The sequence below is a fragment of the Arthrobacter sp. 05N429 genome (assembly GCF_056397045.1).
Genome location: NZ_JBFTMQ010000006.1, coordinates 1 through 24,772 on the forward strand (window position 1 = coordinate 1; position 24,772 = coordinate 24,772).

Genomic DNA, 24,772 nt, shown 5'->3' on the forward strand with positions numbered 1-24,772 from the left:
GCCCGGTCCCATTCCGAACCCGGAAGCTAAGACCCACAGCGCCGATGGTACTGCACCCGGGAGGGTGTGGGAGAGTAGGTCACCGCCGGAACATCATTACACGGTCGAGAGCCCCAACCACCAGGTTGGGGCTCTCCCGCATTTAACCCACTTTTCGTGGCCGGTGCACGGGCCCCATCACGGGCCAGCCACAGGATCCTTTGCCGCGGCACGGGAAGTGCCCTTCAACAGTTCAACAAACGAAGTCATCACCCGATCCAACGAGAATTCGGGTGAGTCTGCGTTAGCCAAGGCGCGTTCTACCCAAACCTTCTGGTCCGAGAAGATGGTCCCGATGGCGCTGACCCAGCTTTCGGGCGACGCATCGCGGTCGACCAGGAGACCCCCCGACCCCACAGCTTCGGGGATGCCGCCGGCTCTGCTTGCGACGACCGGAATCCCGAACCGGTGGGCCTCGACAATCACCCGCCCGAACGCTTCGTCCCAACGCGAGGGAACCAGCAAAAGGCGCGTTTCCAAAAAGACCGCATCCAGATTGGGAGCGCTTGCTCGAAACTCCACGTTCGGCAGCTGAGCCAGTTGATCGAGCAGGGCCACGCGTTCCGGTTGGGGGAGAGGCCAAGATTCCTGGAAGATGAATTTCGTGCCGGGCATGAGTTGCGCAATCTTCAGGGCCTTGTCCAGGCCCTTCACTCCGACGGGATTGACGAACAGGATCGAGCCGCCACGCGAGATCGTCTCGAGGGAGCGCCTGCTGGTTGCGATCGGCGGATAGGTCCAGGTCACATCCACGCCGAGCTTGTCCTCTGCCCGGGCCGCGACAAACCGTGAGTTTGCCATAATGCTCACGGCCCCGGATTGAAGGTGGGACTGAAGTTCGCTGTGCTCCCGCATATAGCCAGCGATCTCGTCCACGGATTCTGTTGTGACCACCCGCAGCACCACCCGGCGCCCCAGCCGCGCATACCGGATGGCAAGCTGGGGAATCCGAGCGCCCTGCAGGACAACAACGTCAGCGTCGCGCCCGGGCAGGCTCACATGCCGAAGCACGGTCAATGCAGACCTGCGGTGTACCGGGTATCCGAGATCGGTGTCATGTTTCGTGGGTGCATACGGGAAGGGCAGCCTGCGCATGATGCGGGAAGGCAGCCGCGGTTCACTGGGTCGCAGGCAGTGCACATCGGCGTCCCATCCGTACTCCGGCAAGGCTCGGGCCAGTTCATGGATATCGGCCACACCTCCTCCGTAGACATCGGGGATATATGGTTCATCGATGACGAAGGCAAGCCGGTCAGCGCTCATGCGAAGGTCCCATCACTAGGGGTTGGCTGGTGCTGTTGCCACCGGTACACCCACGTCCACAAAAGCGAATTCGCGGAAATGGATTCCCGACATATCGGCAGACGCATCAACCGGCCATGGTCGGGCTTCATCTCGCCTCCGATACGGTGCCAACAATGCACTCACAATGCAGAAAATGCGAACAGCAGTCAAGGAAATCGCGGGAATGCGGGATACGGGAGCAGCTTCTCGCCCCCCCGTGGGTGGGGTTCGGTAGGCTCGGTTCTGAATGCCCAATTCTTGTTTCCGCTCAAAGGACTTCTTCATGACTGCACGGACCATCGTCATCACCGGCGCCAGCGACGGCATCGGCGCGTCCGCCGCGCGGACCCTGAGCAGCCAGGGGGAGCGGGTGGTCGTCGTCGGACGTTCCAGGGAGAAGACCGAGCGGATCGCCAGGGAGATCGGCGCGGACTTTTTCGTCAGCGACTTCGCGGAACTGGCGCAGGTGCGCCAACTCGCCGCGCAGCTGAAGGAGAAGTACCCGCGGATCGACGTCCTCGCCAACAACGCCGGCGGCATCATGGGCCAGCGGGAGCTCACCGTGGACGGCCACGAGAAGACCTTCCAGATCAACCACCTGGCCCCGTTCCTGCTCACCACCGAGCTGATGGACGTCCTCACAGCCAGCAACGCCACCGTCATCAACACCTCCAGCGCCGCGAACTCGCTCTACGGCAAGCTGGACCTTAGCGACCTCGAAACCGCCGCCAAGTACTCCGCCAACCTCGCCTACGGCAACGCCAAACTGGAGAACATCCTCTTCACCGCCGAGCTGAACAACCGGTACCAGGCGGCCGGCATCTCGACGGCGGCCTTCCACCCCGGCGTCGTGGCCACCAACTTCGCCGCGGACACCACCAGCCCGTTCCGGTTCCTGTACCGGAGTTTCCTCAGCCGGTTCATGCTGAGCCCCGAACAGGGCGCGGACACGCTTGTGTGGCTCGCCACGGCCACGCCAGGGCAGGACTGGATCTCCGGCGCCTACTACGCCAAGCGGGCGCTGGCGAAGGCCAACAAGCAGGCCTACGACTCCGGCCTGGCGCGGGAGCTGTGGGAGCGCAGTGCGGCCATGGTTGCAAAGGACGTCGACAAGCTCGACTTCCCGACGTAAGGGCGTCCGGCCCGTACGGTGGAGCGTCACGCCCCGTCCCGCCGGACGTGAGTGAACGTCGCGCCCAAACCCACCGGACGTGAGGGAACGTCGCGGCCAAACCCACCAGAGCTGGGGGAGCGTCGCCTGGGCTACCGCCCGGCGTCGACCTTGTCGATGGCTGTCAGAGCGCTCTCCATCGTCCCGGCCAGATCGCTGGCCGGGGCCGGCTTGGCGAACAGGTAGCCCTGCAGGGAGTCGCAGCCGCGGTCCATCAGGTACCGGGCCTGGGCGGGCGTCTCGATGCCTTCGGCCGTGACCTTCAGGCCCAGGGCGTGCGCGGCGTTGATCATGGTGCCGAAGAACGGCAGCTGTTCCTGGCCGGTCTTGATCATCGCCACAAAGGAGCGGTCGATCTTGACCTTGTCCAGCGGCAGCTCCTTGAGCCGGCCCAGCGACGCGTACCCAGTGCCGAAGTCGTCCATCGCGATCCGCACGCCGGCCTCCCGCAGCTGGCGCAGCTGGCGCAGCACGTCCGAGTCCGACTCGAAGAACACACTCTCGGTCAGTTCGAGCATGAGCTGGCGCGGATCGACCCCGGTGGAGCCGACAATCGCCAGCACATCGGTGGCGAAGTCGCGGTTCTGGAACTGCAGGCCGGAGACATTCACCGCGACGCTGTACGCGGCGTCGCCGGCCAGCCAGGGCCGGATTTCCGCGCAGGCGCGGCGCATGACCTCGTCGCCGATCTCGCGGATCAGGCCGCTTTGTTCGGCCACGGGCAGGAACTGGTTGGGCGGGACCAGCCGGCCGTGCCGTTCCCAGCGCGCAAATGCCTCGAACTGCACCACCGCGCCGAGCCCGGGGGACACCACCGGCTGGTAGTGCACCGAGATCTGGCCCAGTTCCACGGCCTGCCGCAGCCCGGCCTGGCCGTCCGCCTTGGCGGCCACGGTGTTCAGCATCTCCGGCCGGAACCGCAGCCACGCGTTCTTGCCACCGGTCTTCGCGGCCGTCATGGCCGCGTCCGCCTGCCGCAGCAGCTCCGCGCCGTCGAGCGTCCGGGAGGTCCTGGAGGCCAGGCCCATGCTCACGCCCGGCCGGACCAGGGAGCCGCCGACCCGCAGCGGCTCATACAGCGACTCGGCGATCCGCTTGGCCACCGCATCGGCGTTGAGGCACTCGGTCAGGAGCACCACGAATTCGTCGCCGCCGAGCCGTGCCACGGTGTCGTGCGGCCGCACGCAGTTGCGGAGCCGGCTTGCGACCTCCATCAGCAGCTCGTCCGCGGAGGAGCGGCCCAGCATGTCGTTGAGGTTCTTGAAGTCATCCACGTTCAGCAGCAGCACATCCACCGGGTCCGGGCGGCGCAGCGCCGCGGCGAGCCGCTCGTTGAACAGCGTGCCGTTGGGCAGCGAGGTCAGAGGGTCCCGCAACACGCCGGCCCGCACCTGGTCGTCGTGCCCGGTGAAGGCGGCGGGAACGGCCGCGGACGCAGCAGCAGCAGTACGACGGCGGTGCGCCGCGGCGTCCGCCGCTGTGCCGGCATCCGCGGCAGCCCCGGCGTCCGTATAAGTGGCGGCAAAAGTCAGCGCGGCTGCGGCAGTTCCGGCGTGGCGCGTCCCGGACTGCGCAGCCGGACGGTGCACGGCCCCGCGGACCGACAGCGCGACGGACCGCGCGGCCGGGCCCGCACCGGCGTCGGACGGCAGCAGCGAACAGGTAATCTCGACGGGAAGTTCTGTGCCGTCGGCGCGGCGGCCGGAGCCGGCGAACGGCTGGCCGGAGCGCGGCGCGGAGGCGCCCAGGCCGGCGAGGACGCCATGGAAGGGTTCGCGGGAGTCCTCGGCCAGGAGCAGGGACGAATCGGCGCCCAGCAGCTGGGCCCGGGAGTAGCCGAAGAGCTCCTCAGCGGCCGCGTTCAGGAACGAGATGGACCCGTCCGGATCCAGCAGCAGCAGCGGGTCCGGGCTGTGTTCCAGCAGTAGGTGTGCGAGTCCAGATTCCATGTGTTTTGCCTGCCCCCCAAGCGACGGATGCGAAGTGGCAGCCGTCCTTGCGGAGAACAAGGCGGGCTGCGCTCACTGAATCATATGTGGTGCGGACGCCGCGCGTGATACGCGTCATGCCGCAGCCAGAATTGTGTCGTTAGTAACGGCTCCAGTGGCGGTCCGGCGGCCACCCGCAGGTCCACACCCGGCAACCCCGCCCCCGGCCCACGGGCCGGCTCCGCCGGGCAACCCCGGGCCCCTACAGGGGCAACTAGGCCGGCAGCGGAACACCCTCCAGCGCCGCAATGGCAGCAAGGGAGTTGCGGATGCCGAGCTCGCGCCGGGCCTCGGGCTCGGGCCGGGAGAAGAGGAAGCCCTGCAGGGCGTCGCAGCCGTGATCCATCAGGTAGCGGGCCTGTTCCGGGGTTTCGATGCCCTCGGCGGTGACCTTCAGCCCGAGGCTGAGCGCCATGTGGATCATGGACGTCAGGATGGGCAGCTTCTCCGTCCCGGAGCGCAGCATGGAGACAAAGGACTTGTCGATCTTCACGATGTCCACGGGGAGCTCCTGCAGCCGGCCCAGCGAGGAGTAGCCGGTGCCGAAGTCGTCCAGGGCCACCCGGATTCCGGCCCCGCGCAGGGTCACGAGCTGGGTGATGACGTGGCACTGGGCATCGAAGAAGACGCTCTCCGTCACCTCCAGGACCAGCTGGTGCGGGTCCACGCCGCTCCACGCAGCGATGTCCAGGACGCGTTCGGCGAAGTCCGGGTGCTGCAGCTGCACGCCGGAGACGTTCACGGCCAGGGTCCGGCGCGGGTCCTCGGCGAGCCAGGGCTGCAGCTCGGTGCAGCTGCGCCGCAGCACTTCCGCCCCGATGTCCCGGATCAGCCCGCTGCGTTCCGCGGTCTGGATGAACTGGTCCGGGGGCATCAGCTTCCCCTCCCACTGCCAGCGGGCCAGGGCCTCGAACTGCACCACCTCCAGCTGCTCGGTGGAGACCACCGGCTGGTAGTGCACGTTGATCTGCCCCAGTTCCACCGCCCGCCGCAGCCCGGCGGTCAGCTGGGTGCGCTCCAGCAGCGCCGCGAGCATCTCCGGCCGGAAGTGCACGTAACAGTTCTTGCCGGCTTCCTTGGCCGCGTACATGGCCAGGTCCGCCTGCCGCAGCAGCTCGGAGGATGTCATGGTCCCGGGGCCGCGCGAGGCTACGCCCAGGCTCAGGCCCGGCCGCATGAGGGTTCCCTCGATGGACACCGGCGCGTTCAGGGCGGCCACGATCCGCTGGGCCACGGCGTCCGAATCGTTGCAGTCCACCAGCAGCACCACGAATTCGTCCCCGCCGAGCCGCGCCACGGTGCCGTGCGGACCCACGCACTTCTGCAGCCGCCGCGAGACCTCCACCAGCATCTCGTCCCCGGCATGGTGGCCCAGGACGTCGTTGACTTCCTTGAAGTCATCCAGGTCCAGCAGCAGCACGTGCACGGGTCCGGGGGTCATCAGCGCGGCGGCGGCGCGTTCGTTGAAGAGCATCCGGTTGGCCAGCCCCGTCAGCGGGTCCTGGAAGGCCAGTTCCTTGAGCTTGTCCGTCTGTTCGGCGAGTTCTTCCATGGCGCGGCGGGCCTGGTCCTGCGCGCGCTGCCGGGTGGTGATGTCGCGGAAGTTCCAGATCCGGCCCACGATCTGGTCGGCGACCGACTGCGGCCGGGAGTACAGCTCCACTGTGCGGCCGTCCTTGAACTCCAGCACGTCGTGGCTCTTCTTCGCCCTGTCGGCGTACAGGTCCGTGACCTTCTGAAGGAAATCGTCCGGGTCGACCAGCTGCTGGGCGATGAAGGTGACCAGCGCCGCCGGGTCATCCGCCGTGATCATCTCCGGCGGCATGCCCCACAACTTGAGGTACTGGTCATTGATCCCGGTGATCAGCCCTTCGTTGGAGACGACCACAATCCCGTCGGCGGTGGTTTCCAGCGTGGCATCGAGCAGCGAGACGGCCAGGCGGCGGCCCGAGTCGGTGTCCTCCCGGTGGCTGCCGTCCCGCACGGCAACCGCCATGGCCGTGCCGCCGTCGACCGTTACCAGCGAGCAGGTGATCTCCAGCGACAGTTCGCTGCCATCCCGACGCCGGCCTGCCGCCGCGAACGGGCGCCGGCCCGCGCCGCTGCCGCGGCCCAGCCGGCCGAAGACCCGCAGGAACCCGCCGCGCTCGTCCTCGGAGAGCAGGATGTTGTGCCCGACGCCGAGCAGCTGTTCGCGCGGATAGCCGAAGAGGCGCTCCGCGGCGGAGTTCACGAACGCGATGGTTCCGTCCGAGGTCAGCAGCAGATACGCGTCGGGGCCCTGCTCGAGCAGGGTCTCTTCAATCCCAGTTTCCACGGCGATACCGGCCCCCAAAGCGACGGATGTTGACGGACGTGACTTAAAGTCCGACGGCGGCGCCGCGGACAAGCGTTTCCTGAATCATAGGGTCCGTTGCGCGCTTGTCCAGCACCTCGGCACCGGACTTTTGCGGGTCACCTTTTGCAGGTCACCGCAGCCCGGCGACCCGATCTCCGCTGAGGGCGGCGAATGCCCCGGCGGACCGGGCGATCGCGGCCGCCAGGGCGGGCTCGGCTTCGGGGCCCGAAAACAAAAAGCCCTGCAGCGAATCGCAGTCCAGGTTCATCAGGTACTCGGCCTGCGCCGCCGTCTCCACACCCTCTGCGGTGACGGTCAGTCCCAGGCCGTGAGCCATGCTGATCATGCAGCTGAGGATCGGCAGGTTCTCCTCGCCGGTGTGGATCATGGAGATGAAGGACTGGTCGATTTTCAAGGTGTCCACGGGCAGGTCCTGGAGCCGGCCCAGGGAGGAGTAGCCGGTGCCGAAGTCGTCCAGGGCCACCCGCACCCCGGCCTTGCGGAGCGCGATGAGCTGCTGGATGACGTGGCAGTCGTCGTCGAAGAACACGCTCTCGGTGACTTCCAGGACCAGCTGCCGCGGATCCACGCCGCAGGATTCGGTGACCGCCAGCACCAGGTCGGCGAAGTCGCCGTGCTGCAGCTGGACCCCGGAGACGTTGACGGCGAGGGACCGGGAGGGGTCTTCCGCGAGCCAGGGCTTCAGCTCGGTGCAGCCCTTGAGCAGGACCTCGGTGCCGATCTCGACGATCAGGCCGCTGCTCTCCGCTGCCGGGATGAACTGCTGGGGCGGGACCGTTTCGCCGTCGCGTTCCCAGCGGGCCAGCGCCTCGACCTTGACCACGACGCCGAGCCGGGACGAGACGATTGGCTGGTAATGCACGGCGATCTGGCCCGCGTCCACGGCCACCCTCAGCCCCGCCTCCAGCTCGGTGCGCTCCACGAGCGACTTCATCATTTCCGGCCGGAACCGCAGGTACCGGTTCTTGCCGGCAGTTTTGGCCGCGTACATGGCGACGTCGGCGCGGCGCAGCAGTTCGGAGGCGTCCACGGCGTCCTCGTGGAGGGACGCCAGCCCCAGGCTCAGGCTGGGGCGGAGCATGGTCCCGTCGATCCAGAGCGGCACGCGGAGCGAATCGACGATCTTGCCGGCCACCGCCTCGGCGTCCAGCGAGCCAACCAGCAGCACTACGAATTCGTCACCGCCCAGGCGTGCTACAACGTCGTTGGAGCGGACACATTCGCGCAGCCGACGGCCCACCTCGATCAGCATCTGGTCGCCGGCGTGGTGGCCAAGGATGTCGTTGACTTCCTTAAAGTCGTCAAGGTCCAGGAGCAGGACGTCGACGGCGGTGCCGCGCGGGCCGAGCAGTGCGGAAGCGAGCCGGTCGGTGAAGAGCTGGCGGTTGGCCAGGCCGGTCAGCGGATCCTGGAACGCGAGGGCCTTGAGCTGGGCGGCCTGCTCGGCGAGGTCGGCCATGGCCTTGGCGATCCGATCCTGCGCGATACGGGCCGGGGTCACGTCCCGGAAACTCCACACGCGGCCCACTACCTTGTCCGCGACCTTCTGTGGGCGGGAGTAGCGTTCGAAGGTCCTGCCGTCGCGGAAGTCCAGGATGTCGTTGCTTTCCGCGGAGGGAGCGGCGTAGAGCGCGGTGACCTTCTCGACGAATTGCGCCGGATCCACCAGTTGGTCCAGGACGAAGCCCATCACGGCCTCGTCGTCCTGGGTGGCCAGGAGCTCCCTTGGGATGCCCCACATGGAGATGAACTGGTTGTTGACGCCGGCGATCCGGCCGTCGCCGTCGACAACGAGGATGCCGTCGGCGGTGGATTCCAGCGTGGCGCTGAGCAGGGACATGGCTTCGCGGAGTCCGGCGTCCGCGGCCAGCCGGTGGGAGGTGTCGCGGACGGCGACGGCCATGGTGGCGGGGGCGTCGTCGCTGTCCTGTGCCAGCAGCGAGCACGCCACTTCGCCCTGGAACTCGGTGCCGTCGCGGCGCAGGCCGTAGGCCTCGATCGGAGCGAAGCCGGGGGACATGGGGGACGTGGGGGCGGAACCGGCCGGACCAGCGTCGGTGGTGACGGGGCCGCCGTCGGCGTCCTTACGGAGGGCGAAGAAGATCCGCTGGAGGCCGCTGCGGAAGCCTTCGGCGAGAAGCATCCGGTGGTCCTGGCCCAGGAGTTCGTCCCGGGTGTAGCCGAACATGCGTTCCGTGGCGGCGTTTACCCGGAGGATGGTGCCGTCCTCGGTGACCACCAGGAGGGCGTCCGGGCTGGACTCCAGCACCGACTCGACGCCGGGTGCCGGGTACGAGGAAGCCGTCACGCGGCCACCGCCGTGAGAATTTGAGACCACCGGTAATTCATTGAAAAGCCCTCCCCTCAGGAAATCATAGGGGTCACTGGTTCGGGAGGCGTCCAAGCGGGGGTGGCGCGGCGGCGTTTTTGGCGGACGGGGTGACGCGGGCGGGGAACAGCCGTGTGCGGGCAGATCACCCGGGCCGGTGTCCGGCGGTGCTCAGCCGGGTGGGGCTGGGGGCGGTGGGCCTGGGTGGGCCGGGTGTGGCTGCCGTGGTGCCGGCTGCGTTGATGCCGGCTGTAGAGCCCCGGCCCAGACCGCGGACCGTCCAGCCCTCCGTCTCCCAGACGGAGGCGTCGAGGACGTTCCGAGCGTCCAGGAGGGTCCGGCGTCGTACGAGCGCCCCGGCGTCGGCGGGTGAGAGCGCTGCGTACTCGTCCCACTCGGTCAGCAGCAGCACCAGTTCCGCCCCTTCCATCGCCTGGGACGTGGACGGCTCGAAGCGGAGCTGCGGGTAGCGCAGCCATGCGTTGTTGATCGCGGCGGGGTCCGTCACCGTGACATGGGCGCCGGCCGACGCCAGCTGGAGGGCGACGTCCAGGGCAGGGGAGTCGCGGATGTCGTCCGTGTCCGGTTTAAAGGCCGCGCCGAGCACCGTGACGCGGCGGCCGCCAAGCTGGCCGCCGCACAGTTCCGCGGCCAGGCCGACGGTGCGGGACCGCTGGTCCCGGTTGATGGAATCCACCACGTCCATCCACCGGTCCACCGACTCCACGCCCAGGCCCGCCGCCTGGACCCGGAGCGAGCGGATGTCCTTGGGCAGGCAGCCGCCGCCGAACCCCAGGCCGGCGTGGAGGTACCGGCCGCCGATGCGCGGATCCATGCCCATGGCCGCGCCCAGCTGCTTCACGTCGGCGCCCGTGGCGTCGCAAAGTTCGGCCATGGCGTTGATGAAACTGAGTTTCGTGGCGAGGTACGCGTTCGACGCCGACTTGATCAGTTCCGCCGTGGCGAAGTTGCAGACCAGCCGCGGAATCCCGGCGGCCAGCAGGGGCGCGTAGACGGAGTCGAGGGCTGCGGTGATCGCTGCGCCGGGGTTGCCGTTGCAGAAGGGGCCGCCGTCCTCCGGGACGCCATAGACCAGGCGGTCCGGGACCAGCGAGTCCTTGACCGCGGTGCCCTGGCGCAGGAACTCGGGGTTCCAGCCCAGGAGCACGTCCGGCCTCGGGGACAACACGCCGCCGAGCATGTCCACCGTTCCGACCGGTACCGTGGACTTGCCCACCACCGCGGACCCCGCGGTCAGGTGGGGGAGCAGCGCCTGCGTGGCGGCGACGAGGTAGCTGAGGTCGGCGCCGTCGGAGGTTTTGGACTGCGGTGTGCCCACGCAGAGGAAGTGCAGCCGGGCATCGGCGGCGTCGGCGAATTCCGTGGAGAAGCTGAGCCGGCCCGTGGCGATGCCGTCGCGCAGGAGTTCGTCCAGCCCCGGCTCAAAGAACGGTGCCGCGCCCCGGCCCAGCTGCCCCACCTTGGCGGCGTCGACGTCGATCCCCACCACGGTGTGGCCCATCGACGCGAGGGTGGCCGCGTGCACGGCCCCGAGGTAACCGCAGCCGATCACAGAAATTTTCACAGGGTGACTCCTTGAGAGGTTGTGCTGGTTGTTCGGCTTGCGTGGGGGACGTGGGCGGCGATGACCGCGTTGTAGTGCTGGACCAGCTCGGCGCCGAGCGCGGACCACGTCCGGCCCTGGACCGAAGCGTGGGCCGCCGCGGCGAACGCGCGGCGCTTGGCGTCGTCGCCTATCAGGTCCGCCACCCGGGACCGCAGCGCGGCGAGGTCGCCGGGCTCATACAGCCAGCCGGTGCGGGAGTTTTCGACGAGGTCCAGCGGGCCGCCGCGGCCCGTCGCGACGACGGGCACGCCCGAGGCCATGGCCTCCTGGATGGTCTGGCAGAAGGTCTCGAACTCGCCGGGATGCACGAAGAGGTCGAAGGACGCCACCGCTCGGGCCAGCTCTTCGCCGCCGAGGAACCCGGTGAAGACCGCGTCCGGCAAGGCAGCCTCGAGGGCTTGCCGCTGGGGTCCGTCGCCCACAATCACCAGCCGGGTGCCGGGGACATCGGTCAGCACGGCGAGGTCCTGCACCTGCTTTTCGACGGCGAGGCGGCCCACGTAGCCGATGATGCGCTCGCCGGCCGGGGCGACGGTGCCCCGCCATCCGGCGTCGCGCTTGTCCGGGGAGAACCGTTGCGTGTCCACGCCGCGCCGCCACATCTGGACCCGCGGAATGCCGCGGCCGCGGAGCTGGTTGAGCGCGAAGCTGGAGGGGGCAAGTGTCCGGGAGGCCAGCAGGTGGATGTTCTCCACCCGGTTCCACGCCCAGTTCTCCAGGAAGGGGACACCATACCGCCCGGCGTAGCCCGGGACCTCGGTCTGGTAGATGGCGATGGTGGGGATCCCCAGCTGGTGTGCGGCCTGCGCCGCGCGCCAGCCGAGCACGAACGGGGATGCCAGGTGGACCACGTCCGGTGCATAGTCGGCAAGGATTCGCTTGACCCGATAGACACCGCCCATTGCCACCCGCACGTTTGCGTAGCCGGCCAGCGGGACCGAGGGCAGCCGGTGGACATGCGCCCCGTAGACCTCGCCGGGCGCTCCCGCGTCCTGCGTGGACGGAGCGATCACCAGCACCTCGTCTCCGCGCTCCTGCAAATGCTCCAGGACCCGCAGGATTGAATGCGTTACCCCGTTCATCAGCGGCAGGAATGACTCAGCGACAATTGCGATCCTCACCCCTCCACCCTGCGTGGGCCGGCTTTCGGCGCGGGGTGGGGCGGATGGCGGGCGGGGGAAGAGTGGGTTAACGGGGTGTGGTTCGTGCGCTGGCGTTCGCGCCACCCCACCCACTGGGCACGCGGGTCCGGCGCCACTGGGCATGCCCTCCGGCCGCGCCGAGGACTGGACATAGTGCCTTATGCCCTCTCATGGCCGCGAGGAATGGGCATGTCCACCGGGTTCGCGGTCCGTTGACTGCTGCTTGGCTGCCCGGGCCACTGGGCATGCCCTTCGGCCGCGCCGAGGACTGGACATAGTGCCCCATGCCCTCTCGTGGCCGCGAGAAATGGGCATGTTCACTGGACGGCACGCCCCGATACCGGAGTTGCCGGCAGCTTCGCGGGATGGGTTGACCGCGTGATGGCATGCGCGGATACTCCCCGATATGACGGAAGCGGCGAAGTCAGAGACGAGCGAAGCACCGCACCGCGACCGAGGTCAGATGACCTGGGGCAACTTCTGGAGGCGCCCGGAAATCGTCATTCCTGCCCTTATTGCCCTATTGACGGCCTTGCTGGGAACCTACTTGGCGCAGCCCCAACCTGACGTCGTCGCTGAATGCAGGGCACGCAACTCAAGCGCAACGGGGAAACTGGTTCCCTCAGGCGAGCAGCAGTACGTCATTGAAGGCTGCAGACAGCCCGGAATCTCCGGGGTCAATGAGAACGGCCTGTGGCGCGTGCAACTCGACAGCTTCAAGATCCCCGACACGTCAATGTCCAGCGAATTTACAGACGCAGAAGTCTTCATCACCGACTGTCCGGCCCTCGGCTTCGACTACCTCTACTCGAACCAAGGGCTAGCCGTGCACACACGGTTCACCGTCCAAAACACGCAAACAGTCTCCGGATACGACGGGCGTCCCATGAACATTTACGAGGCCCCCGGAATCCCGGACGCAGTGGCTGCGTTCTCAGGGAAACGTCTCATTGTCGTTATCAACGCGCGGAACGAGCTTCAAAGCGTGACGTGCGAGCCGCTTTCGGCTGTGACTACTTTCTCGCCGGAGACAGGACCCTAGCCCTCCTCCTGATCCCCGTGGCCCCCGTCGCACTGGTGAGGGCGATCGGCACCTTGGCGGTTGTCCTGTGCGCCAGTCGCGGACGGAACCCGAGGGAGCCCCCGGAACGTCCCTGGAAAGGCGGGCAACCAACCTGCCGGGCGTGCCGTGCCCCGGGGCGGCACTTTAGGCCGGGAAGTCCTTCCGCAGGACGTCCGGTAGCTCATCGACGTAGACAGTTTGCGGGGGCTCGTAGTAGATCACCAGGACCTCCTCGCCGACGGCGAAGACGCTGGTCTTGTCGAACGGGTGGGCGTGGAAGGCGCTGGTTCCGCCACGGAACGGCAGCATTACTTCGCCGATCGTGCCCGGCGCGATGCGTCCGGTAACCCGCCCGATCCGGCCGGTGAGGCTCCGGTCAACGTCCCTATGCATTACGCATCCGGAGTTTTCGGGGGCCGCTTTGCATCCTCCCGACCATTCCTCAGCGAGGACCTGAGGGCGGGAAGGTAGTCGCCCACCTGGGACAGGATTCCGCCGATCATGCGGTTGATGCCGTCGCCGCCGTTGAGGACGGTGAACTGGCCAACGTGGGCGAAGGGCTCCGCTGCAGCCGCGATGATGGCCGGCATGTTTTCCGCCAACTGCTGAGAAATAACGGCATCCTGGTTCGTGCCCAAGGCCTCGGCGCGGGCCTTGATGCCGTCCGCTTCAGCCAACGCCTTGGCCTTGATCGCCGAGGCGGCAGCATCGCCGCGGGCCTTTGTGGCTGCGGCCTCCGCCTCGCCGGTAACCCGGGTGGCTCCGGCAGCGGCGGCCGCCGCCGCGGCATTGGCGTTGGCCTGAAGTTCCGTGCGCCGGGCGTTGACCTCCGCTTCGAGTTCCGTGCGGCGGGCCAGCGCCTCGGCGGCGCTGATATCGGCCGACTTCTGGCCCTCGGCATCGGTACGTTTCGCATAGGCCTTGGCATCGGCGGGCTTGCGGACGGAGGTCTGCAGTTTCTGTTCCTCCCGGTCGGCCTCGAGCTTGGCCACCTCGGTCTCCTGGACCACCACCTGCTGGCGGGCCGTCGCATCGGCGAGTGGGCCCGCCTGGGCAGCACGGGCCTTGGCCCGTTCGGCGTTGGCCTGTGCCTCGGACTGCCGGATGGCCGAGATGCTTCGTGCGTCCGCGATCAGCGCCTCCGCTTCGGCTTCCTTTTCCGCGGCCTCACGGTTCCTGGTGGCCTCGGCGATCCGCGCCTCCATCTTGACCTGGGCGATATGCGGTTTGGCGATGTTTTCGATGTAGCTTGTGGGATCCTGCAGGTCCTTGATCTGGAGCGAATCGACCACCAGCCCGAGCTTTTCCATTTCAACGCCGCTGGCGCTGCGGACCTGTGAACCGAGCTTGTCGCGCTCGCGGATGATTTCCTCCATGGTCATGCTGCCGATGATCGAGCGCAGATGCCCCTCGAAAACGTTGTAGACCTGGCTTTCCATTTTCGCCTGCTGGCCGAGGAAGCGACGCGCGGCGTTGGCGATGAACGGCGGGGCATCCCCGATCTTGTAGATGACAACACCTTCGACGATGACCTGGATGCCCTGCGACGTCACGCAGGAGACTTTGAGCTCGGTTTCATTGAGGGTCAGGGACAGTGTTCTGACGGTCTGCAGCCCGGGAAACACGAGCGCGCCCTTGCCGGTGACGATCTTGAAGTCCATTCCTTCCCTGGTCTCCAGTGTTCCCCGCGTCAGCCCCGAGATGATGAGGGCTTCATTGGGTTCGGCCACTTTCCACATCAGTTTTGTGGTCAGCCAAATGACAGCGATGACAACAGCCGCCCCGATGAGCGTGGCAAACAGCGGTAAGAAAACAGAAAAATCCGGCATAACCAGGTCCTTTCACGATGCTGGAAAAGGTGGTGCGGCACGGCCCCCAACCGTGCCGATGATAGAACCCGGCCGGACGCGAAAACGGAGGTGAAGGGCCGCCAATCCAGCTGTTGTAGACAGTGTGATGCGCTCCCCGCCGCAAAGTCCAGCGATTGGATGATGCGGGGACGAAAGCCCCTGTCACGGCGTCGGCTCAGGTGGAAGGGTGGATGTGGGGCCACCCGGGCCGGCCCGGGAAGGTAATTCGCGATGCGTGGTGTCTCCGGAACGATGGTCGGGATCGCCTGGGACATCTGGCGCGCCGAGCGGGAAGGCCCGGAAGGGATCGCCCGCCGGCAGCGGGCCCGGCTCGCGGAAGTCGTGGGCCTTGCCCGGTCCGCTTCGCCCTATTACCGCCACTTGTATCGGGACGTGCCGGACGACGTCGCGGATGTGCGGCAGCTACCGCGCGTAGGCAAGCGGGAGCTGATGGAGAACTTCGACGACTGGGTGACGGACCCGCACATCACCCTGGCGAGGCTGAAGTCAGAGCTGCTCTCCGACCTCTCCCAGCTCGGGAGGTCCTACCGCGGGAAGTATCTGGTCGTGACCACGTCCGGCACATCGGGGGAGCCAGCCGTCCTGGTGCACGACCGGATCTCGTGGGTAGTGGTGAACCTGGTAGTCCGGATTCGCGAGCGACGGACGCTGGTCAGGCCGGTGGAAGTGCGAAGGCTTCTGCGCCGCGGGCTGCGGGCCGCTGCCCTCGTCGCGGGAGGCGGACACTTCGCGGGCGTGGTCCTGACGGAAGCCGCCCGACGTCGAGCCCCCGCCATTGCCCGGCGGGTCAGGGTCTTCTCAGTCCTGAGGCCGCTTCCGGACCTGGTGGCCGAACTCAACGCCTTCGATCCCACCATGCTCTACGGGTATCCGAGCGCCATGACCCAGCTGGCCTCGGAGCAGCAGGCCGGGCGGCTAAGGATCCATCCCGTCCTGGCCATCAGTTCCGGCGAGAACCTGTCCGCCACTGGACGTGCGGCCATCGAAGCGTCGCTCGGCTGCCGGGTGACGGACCGCTATCTTTCGTCGGAAGTCCCAGCCCTGACCAGCCGGTGCCGGAACGGCGCGTTCCACGTCAACACTGACTGGTACATCCTGGAACCGGTCGACGCGGACTACCAGCCCGTCCCCGCCGGCGTCACCTCCCACACCGTGCTGGTCACGAACCTGGTCAACCGGGTGCAGCCCATCATCCGCTACGACCTCGGAGACCGGGTCACGTTCGCAGCATCTCCGTGCCCGTGCGGCAGTCCCTTCCCTGCTGTGAAAATCGAAGGCCGTGCCGGGGACCTGGTGTCCTTTGAGGCGCCGGACGGACACGCGGCCACAGTCCTCCCGCTGGCACTGGGCACCGTGATCGAGGAGACCGCCGGAGTACGCCGCTTCCAGGCGATCCGCACCGGTCCGCGGACTCTCCGCCTGCGGCTGGAGGCCGGTCCGGGCGCCGAAAGGGCGCAGGTGCAGGCCGCCGTCGAGGACCGGTTGGCAAGCTTCTTCGCGGCCCACGGGATTGGAACCGTTGCCATCGAACATGCGGAAGAGCCGCCCCGGGCCGACCGCAGTGGCAAGTTCCGGCAGGTCTGGTCCGCGTGAGGCGAGCTGAACCGAACGGCTAAGGCTACTGCGGGCCCAGGAGCTCCCGGGCCGCACGCTGTGCCTCCAGCTCCTCGGGGCTGACGGTTGATCCGCGGAGGAATCCGGCGTCGCCGATGACCCGCCGGAGCTCGGCAACGGTCCGCGGGGTGACGACGCCCTGGTGCGCCATGGCGTGGCAGTTGCCGCAGAGCGGGACGAGATCGGAAATGGGGTCCAGCTCATAGCCGCTGCCGAGCTGGGACACGGGGACGAGGTGGTGCACCGGGATGAAGTCCCTGCCGATCTCGCCGTACTTCTGCTCGAAGGAGAATCCGCAGGCCGCGCAGCTGGTGCCGTGGTGCGCGATGCAGGCCCGCCGGGCGTCGGGGTCCTGCTCGTAGCGGTTGACCTCGACTCTGGTGACCGCGTGCTGCGGGTAGGTGCCGGGGGCTGGGCGGGTGGGATCGGTGCCGGGCGGGGGTCCGACGTCGCGCCACAGGGCCCTGATCGCTGCTTCATCGGCCGGGTCGTCGATCAGCACCTCGGCATGATCGCCGGCCCACGGGATGCCGGGTGCGGCGTCCGTGAGAACGTCGACGGCGATCTGCTCGCCGGGCGGGCGGAGGGAATCGAAGGCCACGTGCACGTAGAACGTGGCCTGGTCCGTCGGGGCCTCGCGTGGATCGTGGGAGTGTCGCTCGGGTTCGGGTTGCACCGAAAGCACGACGCCGTGGCCGATCAATCCCCGGCCGCGGCCTCCCTGCAGGAGCAGCCAGGCGTCCGTGCCCGCGGCGACCTGGTGACCGCCCACGCCCCACCGCTCAAGGTACAGTCCCGTCGCGGCGACGCGTTCGACGGCGGCCGGGTAGTTCCAGCGGTTCCAGCGGTCCGGGTTCCAGCCCAGGATGATGGCGGTCATCTGGCCATTCTCGCAGGAGCGGACCGCAGTAAAATTGATAGCAGAGGTGTTGGACATGACCGGTTCCTTTGTGGTTCTGCTGATCATCCTGGCGGCGGTTTCCCTGTTCGCCATCGTTGGCACGGTGGTGCTGGTGATCCGCGACGGCCGAGGCAAGGTTCCGATCGAAAAATCGGACCGCCCCTGGACCGCGGGGAACCTGCCGAGCGTCCCGTACTCCTTGGTCCGCTTCTAGGTTGCGCCCCTGCGTGTGTGGGCGATTGGACGCCAACGGCCGCTAAGCGAGGAGGCTTAGCGGCCGTTGGTGGCGAATGGATGATGCGTGGCAGCGCGTGGTCAGCGGGCAGCCACGGGCTCGGCCGCCACCACGGAATGGTCGCGGCCCAGGTTCCCGAGCGCCGAGGCTCCCTGCGGGGACCCCAACTCCTCGAAGAACTCCACGTTGGCGCGGACGTAGTCGGCCCACTCGTCCGGGACGTCGTCCGAGTAGTAGATCGCCTCGACCGGGCAGACGGGATCGCAGGCGCCGCAGTCCACACACTCGGACGGGTGGATGTAGAGCGCGCGTTCGCCCTCGTAAATGCAGTCCACCGGACACTCGTCGATGCAGGCCTTGTCCTTCACATCCACGCAGGGCTGCGCGATCACATACGTCACGGCGCGCTACACACCCGTGTAGACGGTCTTGCCCCAGGTGAAGAAGTCCAGCGCCGACTTCCCCTGCTCGCGGAACGTGTTCGTCGAGGAGTCCTTGACGCCGCCGAACGGCACGTTCAGGTCCAGGCCCGCCGTCGGACGGTTCACCTTGATGACCCCTGCCTGCGCCCGGGCGGCGAAGTCCGTGGACCGCGCCAGGGAGTCGGTGCAGATGCCGGCGGTGAGGCCGTACCGGGAATCGTTGATGGCGGCCAGACCGGCCTCGTAGTCGGCGACCTCCAGCACGGTGACCACCGGGCCGAAGATCTCCTCGGTCACGGCGGCGTCGTCGAACGGCAGTTCGGTGAGTACCGCGGCGGGGAAGAACAGCGGCCCGGCGGGGTCGCCGTCGTACTCGCCGCACAGCATTGTGGCGCCGCGTTCGACGGCGGAGCGCACCGCTGCCTGGTTCTGCTCGAACTGCTGCGGGCTGACCACGGCCCCCATGGACGCGTCCATGCCGTCGCCGGGGGTGTAGGCGGCGGCTTCCTCGGTGAGGGCCTCGAGGAACGCGGACCGGATGCCGGGGGTGACGTAGACCCGGGAGGTCGCGGTGCAGGCCTGGCCGGTGAGTCCGAACGCGCCGGCGGCGACCACCTTGGCGGCCTTGCGGGGATCGGCGTCGTCCAGGACCAGGACGCCGTTCTTGCCGCCCATTTCCAGCTGCACCCGGGCGCGGCGGGCGTTCAGGATCTCCTGCAGGCCCAGGCCCACCTTGGTGGAACCGGTGAAGGACAGCCCGGCGATGCGCGGGTCGCGGGCCAGGGCGTCGCCCACCACGCGGCCCCTGCCGTGCACCACGTTGAACACGCCGGCGGGCATTCCGGCGTCCTGCAGGGCGCGGGCGAGATGGGTGGCGGAGAGCGGGGTGAGCTCGGCCGGCTTGATGACGACGGCGTTGCCGCTGATCAGCGCAGGGGCGGACTTCCACGCCGGGATGGCGATGGGGAAGTTCCACGGCGTGATGAGCCCGACGACGCCGAGGGCCTCGCGGCGGGTGGTGATGGTGGTGTCCGGCAGGCCGCTGGGCAGCACTTCGCCGGTGGCGGCCCAGCCGAGGGAGCCGAAGAAGCGCAGCACGTCGGAGGCGCGCTTGACCTCGCCCTTGGCCTCGGCGAGGGTCTTGCCCTCCTCGCGGACCAGGTCCTCGGCGATCGCGGCCTGGCGGTCCAGGAGCAGGTTGCCGGCGGCCATCAGGATGGCGCCGCGGGACGGGGCGGGCAGGGCGGCCCAGCCCGGCTGCGCGGCGGCAGCCGCTGTGATGGCGGCGTCGACATCGTCGGTGGTGCCGCTGGGGGAGACGGCTGCGAGCTCGTCGGGGCGGGCCGGGTTCATCCGTTCGGTGTCCGCCTCGCCCAGCCATTCGCCGTTGATCAGGTGCCGGGCGGTGATGAGAGCGAGGTCGGTTGGGGTCTCGGTCGCGGTGGAAACGTCTGTTGCTGTGGAAGTCATGGTGTTCCTTCGGGTCGTCGGGAAGAAAAGCGAGGAAGGTCTAGAGGCTGCGGATCAGGCCGCCGTCGCACCTGAGCGCGACGCCGGTGATGTACGACGCCGGGGCGCTGCAGAGGAACGCGGCGGCGGCGCCGAACTCCTCGGGATCGCCGTAGCGGCGGGCGGGGATGGTCTTGCGGGACTCGAGCTGGATCTCCTCGACCGTGGTGCCGCGCCGTTTGGCGGCGGCCTGATCGAGTTCGGCCACCCGGTCGGTGGCGATCCGGCCGGGCAGGAGCATGTTCACCGTGACGGCGTCCAGCGCCACCTCGGCGGCGAGGGTCTTGAGGTAGCCGGCCAGGGCGGCGCGCCCGGTGTTGGACACGGCCAGGTTGGGCAGGGGCGCCACCACGCCGCTGGAGCCGACGGCGAGGATCCGTCCCCAGCGCCGTTCCCGCATGCCGGGCAGCACCTCGGAAAGGAGGGCGTGGTGCGGCTTGACCAGCAGCTCGAACGCCGCGGCGATGTCGTCGGCGCTGAGGGTGGCGGCGGCTCCGGGCTTGGGACCCGGGCCGTTGAGCACCAGGATATCGATGGGCCCGAGTTCCGCCACGGCCTGTTCGACGGCGGTTGCCACGCCGTCCGGGGTGCTGAGGTCCGCCTCGATGGCGACGGCACCCGGCCCGTACGCGTCGGTCAGTTCACTAACGATCTCCTTGGCGCGGACCTGGCGCCGTCCGGTGATGGCGACGCGAACGCCTTCCGCTGCGAGGGCACGGGCGATGGCGAGCCCCAGACCGCCGGTGGACGCGGCCACAAGGGCGGTCTTGCCGCTGATTCCGAGATCCATCAGAGAACTCCTGCCATGGTGGGGGCCGCCGGTGTGGTTAGGGAAGAGCGCGCTGCCAAAGCCGCGGCCGCCTCGGCCAGATGATTGAGCATGCCCGGCCGGAGGGCCTCAGGGAACGGAGCTCCCGGGGCGCGGACTCCGGCGTCGGCGATGAGCCCGCGCTGGCGCAGGCATTCCTTGCGGACGGGCAGCGCGATCCGGGCCTGCTGCTCGAAGTTAATTAGCGGCAGGTAGGGCAGCAGCGCGTCCCGGGCAGCCTCGTACCCGTCCGTATGCCAGGCGCGGACGCAGGCGATGAGCGCTTCGGGGTAGGAGAACCCGGTCATGGCCCCGGCCGCCCCGGACAGGAGCTCGTCCAGCAGCCCCTGGCCGCCGAGGCCGCCGAAGACGGACACGTCCAGCGCCGCGGTGAGCCGGGCGATGGCCACGGATGTGGGCGGTGCCTCTGCCTTTACCGCGATGACGAAGCGGCAGGCCTGCACCACAGTGATGAGGGACTCGGTGCTTATGCTGACGCCGCTGGCCAGCGGATAGTCCTGCAGCACCACCTTCGCGCCGGTGGCCTGGTGGATGGCGTTCAGGTGGGAGATCACCACGGCGGGGTTGGCGGAGTTGGCCTGCACCATTACGGCGGCCAGGCGCTCGCCGGCGGTGGCTTGCGCCGCCCGGATTTCTTCGACGGCGGTGCCGGTGTACAGCGAGGTCACGCCCACCACGAGGGGAAGACCCGTTTCCTCGACGGCGACCTCCAGGACCAGGCTGCGTTCGGCCGCCGTCAGCGCCGCGGCCTCGCCGAACACGCCGAGGATCGTGAGGCCGGTGGCGCCGATGGATTCGTAGTACTCCACGAGCCCGGCCAGGCTGTCGGTGTCCACGTCCAGGGTGCTGCCCTGGAACGGCGTGGCGACTACGCCCCACACTCCTGGTGCCAGTGACTCCCACATTGGATTCTCCTTAGCTTGTTTTTCCTGCATCGTTAGCGTCCCGGCCACACGGGCTGGCGTTTTTCCTGGAAGGCGCGGACGCCTTCGGCGGAGTCCTCGCTGTCCAGCGCCGCCATGAGGGCCGGGAGCCGGAGGCCGCGGGCCTCGGTGGCGGTCAGGTGCCCGGTCTGGGTGACCATCTGCTTGACGGCCCGGACGGAGGTGGGGGCGCAGGCGAGGATCTGGTCCGCCCAGCGCTGCACCGCGGCGTCGAGCTCCTCCGCGGGGACCACCTCGTTGACCAGACCGATGGACTGCATCTCTGCGGCGTCGGCCTTCCGCCCGGTGAGGAGCATGCCCATCGCCTGGGTGTAGGGGATGCGCCGCACCAGCTGGTGGATGCCGCCGTCGAGCGCCAGGCGACCGACGCGCGGTTCCGTCAGCCCGAAGCGGGCGGTGTCGGCGGCGACCACGATGTCAGCGCCGAGCACGATCTCCATGCCGCCGCCCAGGGCGTAGCCGTTGACCCGGGCGATGACTGGGATGTCCAGCGAGGTGCGCAGGCTCAGCCCGCCGAAGCCGTTCGGGTCCAGGCCGGCCCAGTACTCCAGGCCGGTCTTGTCCACGGCGGAGGAGGACATGTCCGCCCCGACGCAGAACGCCCGGGTGCCGGCGCCGGTGATGACGACGGCGCGGACGTCCGGATCCACTTCGAGCTGGTCCCAGATCTCGTTGAGCCGGGCCTGCGCAGAGCCGTCGACGGCGTTGAGCACGTGCTGGCGGTCGATGATGACGGTGGCGACGTGGTTCTCGATAGTCAGGGTGACCTGGTCCACTGTCTGTTCTACTACGGCGGTCACCGGAGCACCCCCAGCTGCTGCAGGCGCTCGATCGCCTCGGCATCGAAGCCGTTCTCCAGCAGCACCTCCACGTTGTGCTCGCCGAGCCGCGGGGCCACCCGCCGGATGGTGGGCGGGGTGGCGGAGAGCCGGATGGGGGCGTTGAGCATGCGCACCGTGCCGACGCCGGGGTGTTCTGCCTCGACGATCATGCCGTTGGCGTGGGTCTGTGCATCGGCCAGAGTCTGCTCCAGGGTGTGCACGGGGGCGTTGAGCAGTCCCTTGTCCTCCAGCTGGCCGGTCCAGTACTCGGTGGTGTTGGTGGCGATGCGCTCGCGGAAGATCGCCTGCAGGGCCGGCTTGTTCTCGAACTGCTGTTCCAGGTTGGCGAACTCGGGCCGCTGCGTGAGGTCCTCGTTCAGGCCCAGGGCCTCGGAGATCCGGGCCAGCGGGTCCGGGGTGAAGCCGCCCACCATGCAGACGGCGCCGTCGGTGGTTTCAAAGACGCCGCTGAGCGGCATGGCGCCCCAGTTGACCTCGTAGCCGCGGTTGAGCTGCATGCAGGCCTCCTGCATCTGCAGGTGCAGCATGGAGTCGTACATGGTCACCTCCACCTTCTGCCCGACGCCGGAGCCCTCCCGGGTGCGCAGCGCCAGCAGGATGCCCTGCATGAGGTGCATGCCCGTGATGTAGTCGCACAGCGTGGTGGGGTAGATGGACGGCTTCACGTCGTCCGACTCGCGCCGCCACATGACACCGGAGTAGGCCTGGGCGATCGCGTCCTGGCCGCCCTTGTGCGAGTAGGGACCCTCCGGGCCGAAGCCCGTGCCGGAAGCCCAGATGATCCCCGGGTTCTGCTCCTTGAGGTCCTCGTAGCCGAAGCCCATCCGTTCCATCACGCCGGAGCGGAAGTTGCTGACCACGACGTCGGCGTCGGCCAGCAGGCGGCGGAGCACGTCCTTGCCCTCGTCGGTGCGGGTGTCCACGGAGATGCTGCGCTTGTTCCGGTTGATGGACAGGAAGATCGGGTTGTCCTGGCCGTCCTTGTCCGGGAACGAGTTGCGGGAGATGTCACCGGCGCCCGGGCGTTCCACCTTGATGATGTCCGCGCCGTAGTCGCCCAGCAGCTGGGTGCAGGACGGGCCCATGAACACCTGGGTGAAGTCCACGATCTTGATTCCGTCCAGCGGCAGAGGGGTGCCGGCGCGTTCGGCGGCGACGGCCGCCGTCGTGCTGTCTGCTGAGCTTGCTGCGAACAATTCGTCGATGACGGTGCTCATGCCCCCACCACTGCTTCCAGGTCGAGGGTGGCGTTCGACGACGGGACGTCGCCCGGGTCCGCGCCGTGCCGGCGCATGCCCTGCTGGATGTCGAGGGCGGAGACGTCGCGGACGAGAGTGCCGTTTTCGATGGCGAGGGCGGCGGCGACGCCGACGGCCTGGCCCATGGCCATGCAGGGCGGGATTTCGCGGGACATCTTCTGCGCCTCGGGGGTGGCGGAGTAGTGCCGGCCGGCGACCAGCAGCTGGTCCACTTCCTTCGGCAGCAGCGAGCGGTACGGGTAGTAGTAGTCGCGGCCGCGGGCAACGGTGTCCGCGAAGTGGCGGCGGGAGGTGACGTCGTCCTTGGTCATGACGTACTCGCCCTCGAGCAGGCGGGTCTGCCGGACGCCCATCTGGGACGCGACGTCGAGCATGTAGCAGTTCTCGAAGCCGGGCAGGTTGGCGCGGACGTAGTCCACGGCCTCGGAGATGCGGTCGCGGGCGGCGAACTCGGCGGCGGTCATGTCCGCCGGGTCGACGCCGTCGAAGCCGGTCATGTGGGGTGCGTTGCACCAGACAACGCCGTCGATGGGGGTCTTGAGCCACCACAGTTCCCAGGCGCCGCCGAGCAGGCGCTTGATCTTGCGGTTGATGGCGCGGGCTTCCTTCGGGTTGGCCTGTTCGAAGGCTTCCGCGGCGTCGGTGTCGACGTTGCCGAGGCGGAACACGAGAGTGGTGAGGTAGCTGTCCTTGACGTAGCTGGCGCCGGCCCGGGAGGCGACGTCGATGTCGCCGGTGGTGTCGATGACGATGTCGGCCATAAAGGCCTGCGGGCCGGACTTGGTCTCGCAGACGACGCCCTTCATGACGCCGTTGTCCACGATGGGGCGGGAGAACCAGGAGTGCAGGCGGAGGTTGACGCCGGCTTCCCGGACGAGGTCGTTGGAGACGCGCTTCCAGCCGTCCGGGTCGAAGGCGGCGGCGTAGCAGACCGGCTTCGGGGTGGTGTGGGAGTGGAAGTCGAAGGTGCCGTAGCGGCCCCACTTGTTCCAGAGTTCCTCGGAGGTCTTGCGGTCGTCGGCCGGCGGGACGATCGCCAGGCCGAGCTTCTGCAGGCGTTCGACGTACTCGGAGACGATGCCGGTGACGGTGATTTCCTGGCCGTTGATCATGTCGTCGAGCACCAGGACCATGCCGCCGGAGGCGAGGCCGCCGAGCGAGGAGTAGCGTTCCAGCAGCGTGACGGAGGCGCCGGAGCGGGCTGCCGTGACGGCGGCGGCGACACCTGCGGGGCCACCGCCGACCACGAGGACGTCGGAGCGGGAGATGACGGGGGCGGTGAGGTCCGCCGTCGTGGTGCGGAGGTCCAGGGAGATTTGGGAGTCAAGCGAGTTCATGGGAGGG

Annotated in this window: 20 protein-coding genes and 1 rRNA gene; 5 read left to right on the forward strand and 16 right to left on the reverse strand. The window is 68.4% G+C overall.

What is annotated here, in order from left to right:
* Nucleotides 1-91: ribosomal RNA gene (rrf, locus tag AC1DF4_RS11955) — 5S ribosomal RNA — on the forward strand; the annotation flags it as partial.
* An 86-nt stretch (nt 92-177) separates the two neighbouring features.
* On the opposite strand, the gene AC1DF4_RS11960 is transcribed toward rrf, so the two are convergent.
* Nucleotides 178-1,302: a glycosyltransferase gene (locus tag AC1DF4_RS11960; protein ID WP_476913099.1), complete on the reverse strand. Its 1,125-nt coding sequence runs from the start codon at nt 1,300-1,302 to the stop codon at nt 178-180.
* Nucleotides 1,303-1,606: 304 nt separating this feature from the next.
* Between AC1DF4_RS11960 and AC1DF4_RS11965 the strand changes: the two genes are divergently transcribed.
* Nucleotides 1,607-2,455, forward strand: a complete 849-nt coding sequence (locus tag AC1DF4_RS11965; protein WP_476913100.1) for an SDR family NAD(P)-dependent oxidoreductase — start codon at nt 1,607-1,609, stop codon at nt 2,453-2,455.
* Between the two features lie 131 nt (nt 2,456-2,586).
* Here AC1DF4_RS11965 and AC1DF4_RS11970 read toward each other — a convergent pair whose 3' ends face one another.
* From AC1DF4_RS11970 to AC1DF4_RS11990, 5 genes are all read right to left on the reverse strand, one after another.
* Nucleotides 2,587-4,443: a putative bifunctional diguanylate cyclase/phosphodiesterase gene (locus tag AC1DF4_RS11970; RefSeq protein WP_476913101.1), complete on the reverse strand. Its 1,857-nt coding sequence runs from the start codon at nt 4,441-4,443 to the stop codon at nt 2,587-2,589.
* A 253-nt stretch (nt 4,444-4,696) separates the two neighbouring features.
* Nucleotides 4,697-6,799 carry a putative bifunctional diguanylate cyclase/phosphodiesterase gene (locus tag AC1DF4_RS11975; protein ID WP_476913102.1) on the reverse strand — a complete coding sequence of 701 codons (2,103 nt, stop codon included), beginning with the start codon at nt 6,797-6,799 and terminating at the stop codon, nt 4,697-4,699.
* 151 nt (nt 6,800-6,950) lie between these two features.
* On the reverse strand, nt 6,951-9,149 hold the full coding sequence (locus tag AC1DF4_RS11980; RefSeq protein ID WP_476913103.1) for an EAL domain-containing protein: 2,199 nt from the start codon (nt 9,147-9,149) through the stop codon (nt 6,951-6,953).
* 166 nt (nt 9,150-9,315) lie between these two features.
* Nucleotides 9,316-10,755, reverse strand: coding sequence for a UDP-glucose dehydrogenase family protein (locus tag AC1DF4_RS11985; RefSeq protein WP_476913104.1), 1,440 nt, complete (start codon nt 10,753-10,755; stop codon nt 9,316-9,318).
* On the reverse strand, nt 10,752-11,918 hold the full coding sequence (locus AC1DF4_RS11990; protein ID WP_476913105.1) for a glycosyltransferase family 4 protein: 1,167 nt from the start codon (nt 11,916-11,918) through the stop codon (nt 10,752-10,754). The genes AC1DF4_RS11985 and AC1DF4_RS11990 overlap by 4 nt, the downstream gene beginning before the upstream one ends.
* Nucleotides 11,919-12,345: 427 nt before the next feature.
* Between AC1DF4_RS11990 and AC1DF4_RS11995 the strand changes: the two genes are divergently transcribed.
* Complete coding sequence (locus AC1DF4_RS11995; RefSeq protein WP_476913106.1) at nt 12,346-12,981, forward strand: hypothetical protein; 636 nt, start codon at nt 12,346-12,348, stop codon at nt 12,979-12,981.
* A gap of 165 nt (nt 12,982-13,146) precedes the next feature.
* On the opposite strand, the gene AC1DF4_RS12000 is transcribed toward AC1DF4_RS11995, so the two are convergent.
* Both AC1DF4_RS12000 and AC1DF4_RS12005 read right to left on the reverse strand, forming a co-directional pair.
* Nucleotides 13,147-13,395 (reverse strand): hypothetical protein, encoded by a 249-nt coding sequence (locus AC1DF4_RS12000; protein ID WP_476913107.1) that lies wholly within the window; start codon nt 13,393-13,395, stop codon nt 13,147-13,149.
* Entirely contained in the window at nt 13,395-14,831 is a 1,437-nt protein-coding gene (locus AC1DF4_RS12005; RefSeq protein WP_476913108.1) for a flotillin family protein, read from the reverse strand. Before AC1DF4_RS12005 ends, AC1DF4_RS12000 begins: the two co-directional genes overlap by 1 nt.
* A gap of 252 nt (nt 14,832-15,083) precedes the next feature.
* On the opposite strand from AC1DF4_RS12005, the gene AC1DF4_RS12010 reads away from it, so the two are divergent.
* A complete protein-coding gene (locus tag AC1DF4_RS12010) occupies nt 15,084-16,466 on the forward strand; it encodes a phenylacetate--CoA ligase family protein (protein ID WP_476913109.1) in 1,383 nt (460 codons plus the stop codon).
* Between the two features lie 25 nt (nt 16,467-16,491).
* Here AC1DF4_RS12010 and AC1DF4_RS12015 read toward each other — a convergent pair whose 3' ends face one another.
* Nucleotides 16,492-17,367: an HNH endonuclease gene (locus AC1DF4_RS12015; protein WP_476913110.1), complete on the reverse strand. Its 876-nt coding sequence runs from the start codon at nt 17,365-17,367 to the stop codon at nt 16,492-16,494.
* Between the two features lie 55 nt (nt 17,368-17,422).
* On the opposite strand from AC1DF4_RS12015, the gene AC1DF4_RS12020 reads away from it, so the two are divergent.
* Nucleotides 17,423-17,602, forward strand: coding sequence for a hypothetical protein (locus AC1DF4_RS12020; protein WP_476913111.1), 180 nt, complete (start codon nt 17,423-17,425; stop codon nt 17,600-17,602).
* 101 nt (nt 17,603-17,703) lie between these two features.
* Here AC1DF4_RS12020 and fdxA read toward each other — a convergent pair whose 3' ends face one another.
* From fdxA to AC1DF4_RS12055, 7 genes are read right to left on the reverse strand one after another with little or no spacing between them, the layout of a single operon-like run.
* Nucleotides 17,704-18,024, reverse strand: coding sequence for a ferredoxin (fdxA, locus tag AC1DF4_RS12025; RefSeq protein ID WP_476913112.1), 321 nt, complete (start codon nt 18,022-18,024; stop codon nt 17,704-17,706).
* A gap of 6 nt (nt 18,025-18,030) precedes the next feature.
* A complete protein-coding gene (locus tag AC1DF4_RS12030) occupies nt 18,031-19,515 on the reverse strand; it encodes an aldehyde dehydrogenase family protein (RefSeq protein WP_476913113.1) in 1,485 nt (494 codons plus the stop codon).
* A gap of 40 nt (nt 19,516-19,555) precedes the next feature.
* Nucleotides 19,556-20,344: an SDR family oxidoreductase gene (locus AC1DF4_RS12035; protein WP_476913114.1), complete on the reverse strand. Its 789-nt coding sequence runs from the start codon at nt 20,342-20,344 to the stop codon at nt 19,556-19,558.
* Entirely contained in the window at nt 20,344-21,288 is a 945-nt protein-coding gene (locus AC1DF4_RS12040; protein WP_476913115.1) for a dihydrodipicolinate synthase family protein, read from the reverse strand. The genes AC1DF4_RS12035 and AC1DF4_RS12040 overlap by 1 nt, the downstream gene beginning before the upstream one ends.
* A 32-nt stretch (nt 21,289-21,320) precedes the next feature.
* Entirely contained in the window at nt 21,321-22,127 is an 807-nt protein-coding gene (locus AC1DF4_RS12045; protein ID WP_476913116.1) for an enoyl-CoA hydratase-related protein, read from the reverse strand.
* Entirely contained in the window at nt 22,124-23,386 is a 1,263-nt protein-coding gene (locus AC1DF4_RS12050) for a CaiB/BaiF CoA transferase family protein (RefSeq protein WP_476913117.1), read from the reverse strand. The genes AC1DF4_RS12045 and AC1DF4_RS12050 overlap by 4 nt, the downstream gene beginning before the upstream one ends.
* A complete protein-coding gene (locus tag AC1DF4_RS12055) occupies nt 23,383-24,765 on the reverse strand; it encodes an FAD-dependent oxidoreductase (protein ID WP_476913118.1) in 1,383 nt (460 codons plus the stop codon). Before AC1DF4_RS12055 ends, AC1DF4_RS12050 begins: the two co-directional genes overlap by 4 nt.
* Nucleotides 24,766-24,772: the final 7 nt, after the last annotated feature.

What these genes read in the sequence shown, in the direction of transcription:
- AC1DF4_RS11960 (WP_476913099.1), bottom strand. Translation starts at nt 1,302, where the DNA reads ATGAGCGCTGACCGGCTTGCCTTCGTCATCGATGAACCATATATCCCC.
- AC1DF4_RS11965 (WP_476913100.1), top strand. Translation starts at nt 1,607, where the DNA reads ATGACTGCACGGACCATCGTCATCACCGGCGCCAGCGACGGCATCGGC.
- AC1DF4_RS11970 (WP_476913101.1), bottom strand. Translation starts at nt 4,443, where the DNA reads ATGGAATCTGGACTCGCACACCTACTGCTGGAACACAGCCCGGACCCG.
- AC1DF4_RS11995 (WP_476913106.1), top strand. Translation starts at nt 12,346, where the DNA reads ATGACGGAAGCGGCGAAGTCAGAGACGAGCGAAGCACCGCACCGCGAC.
- AC1DF4_RS12000 (WP_476913107.1), bottom strand. Translation starts at nt 13,395, where the DNA reads ATGCATAGGGACGTTGACCGGAGCCTCACCGGCCGGATCGGGCGGGTT.
- AC1DF4_RS12005 (WP_476913108.1), bottom strand. Translation starts at nt 14,831, where the DNA reads ATGCCGGATTTTTCTGTTTTCTTACCGCTGTTTGCCACGCTCATCGGG.
- AC1DF4_RS12010 (WP_476913109.1), top strand. Translation starts at nt 15,084, where the DNA reads ATGCGTGGTGTCTCCGGAACGATGGTCGGGATCGCCTGGGACATCTGG.
- AC1DF4_RS12015 (WP_476913110.1), bottom strand. Translation starts at nt 17,367, where the DNA reads ATGACCGCCATCATCCTGGGCTGGAACCCGGACCGCTGGAACCGCTGG.
- AC1DF4_RS12020 (WP_476913111.1), top strand. Translation starts at nt 17,423, where the DNA reads ATGACCGGTTCCTTTGTGGTTCTGCTGATCATCCTGGCGGCGGTTTCC.
- AC1DF4_RS12030 (WP_476913113.1), bottom strand. Translation starts at nt 19,515, where the DNA reads ATGACTTCCACAGCAACAGACGTTTCCACCGCGACCGAGACCCCAACC.
- AC1DF4_RS12035 (WP_476913114.1), bottom strand. Translation starts at nt 20,344, where the DNA reads ATGGATCTCGGAATCAGCGGCAAGACCGCCCTTGTGGCCGCGTCCACC.
- AC1DF4_RS12040 (WP_476913115.1), bottom strand. Translation starts at nt 21,288, where the DNA reads ATGTGGGAGTCACTGGCACCAGGAGTGTGGGGCGTAGTCGCCACGCCG.
- AC1DF4_RS12050 (WP_476913117.1), bottom strand. Translation starts at nt 23,386, where the DNA reads ATGAGCACCGTCATCGACGAATTGTTCGCAGCAAGCTCAGCAGACAGC.
- AC1DF4_RS12055 (WP_476913118.1), bottom strand. Translation starts at nt 24,765, where the DNA reads ATGAACTCGCTTGACTCCCAAATCTCCCTGGACCTCCGCACCACGACG.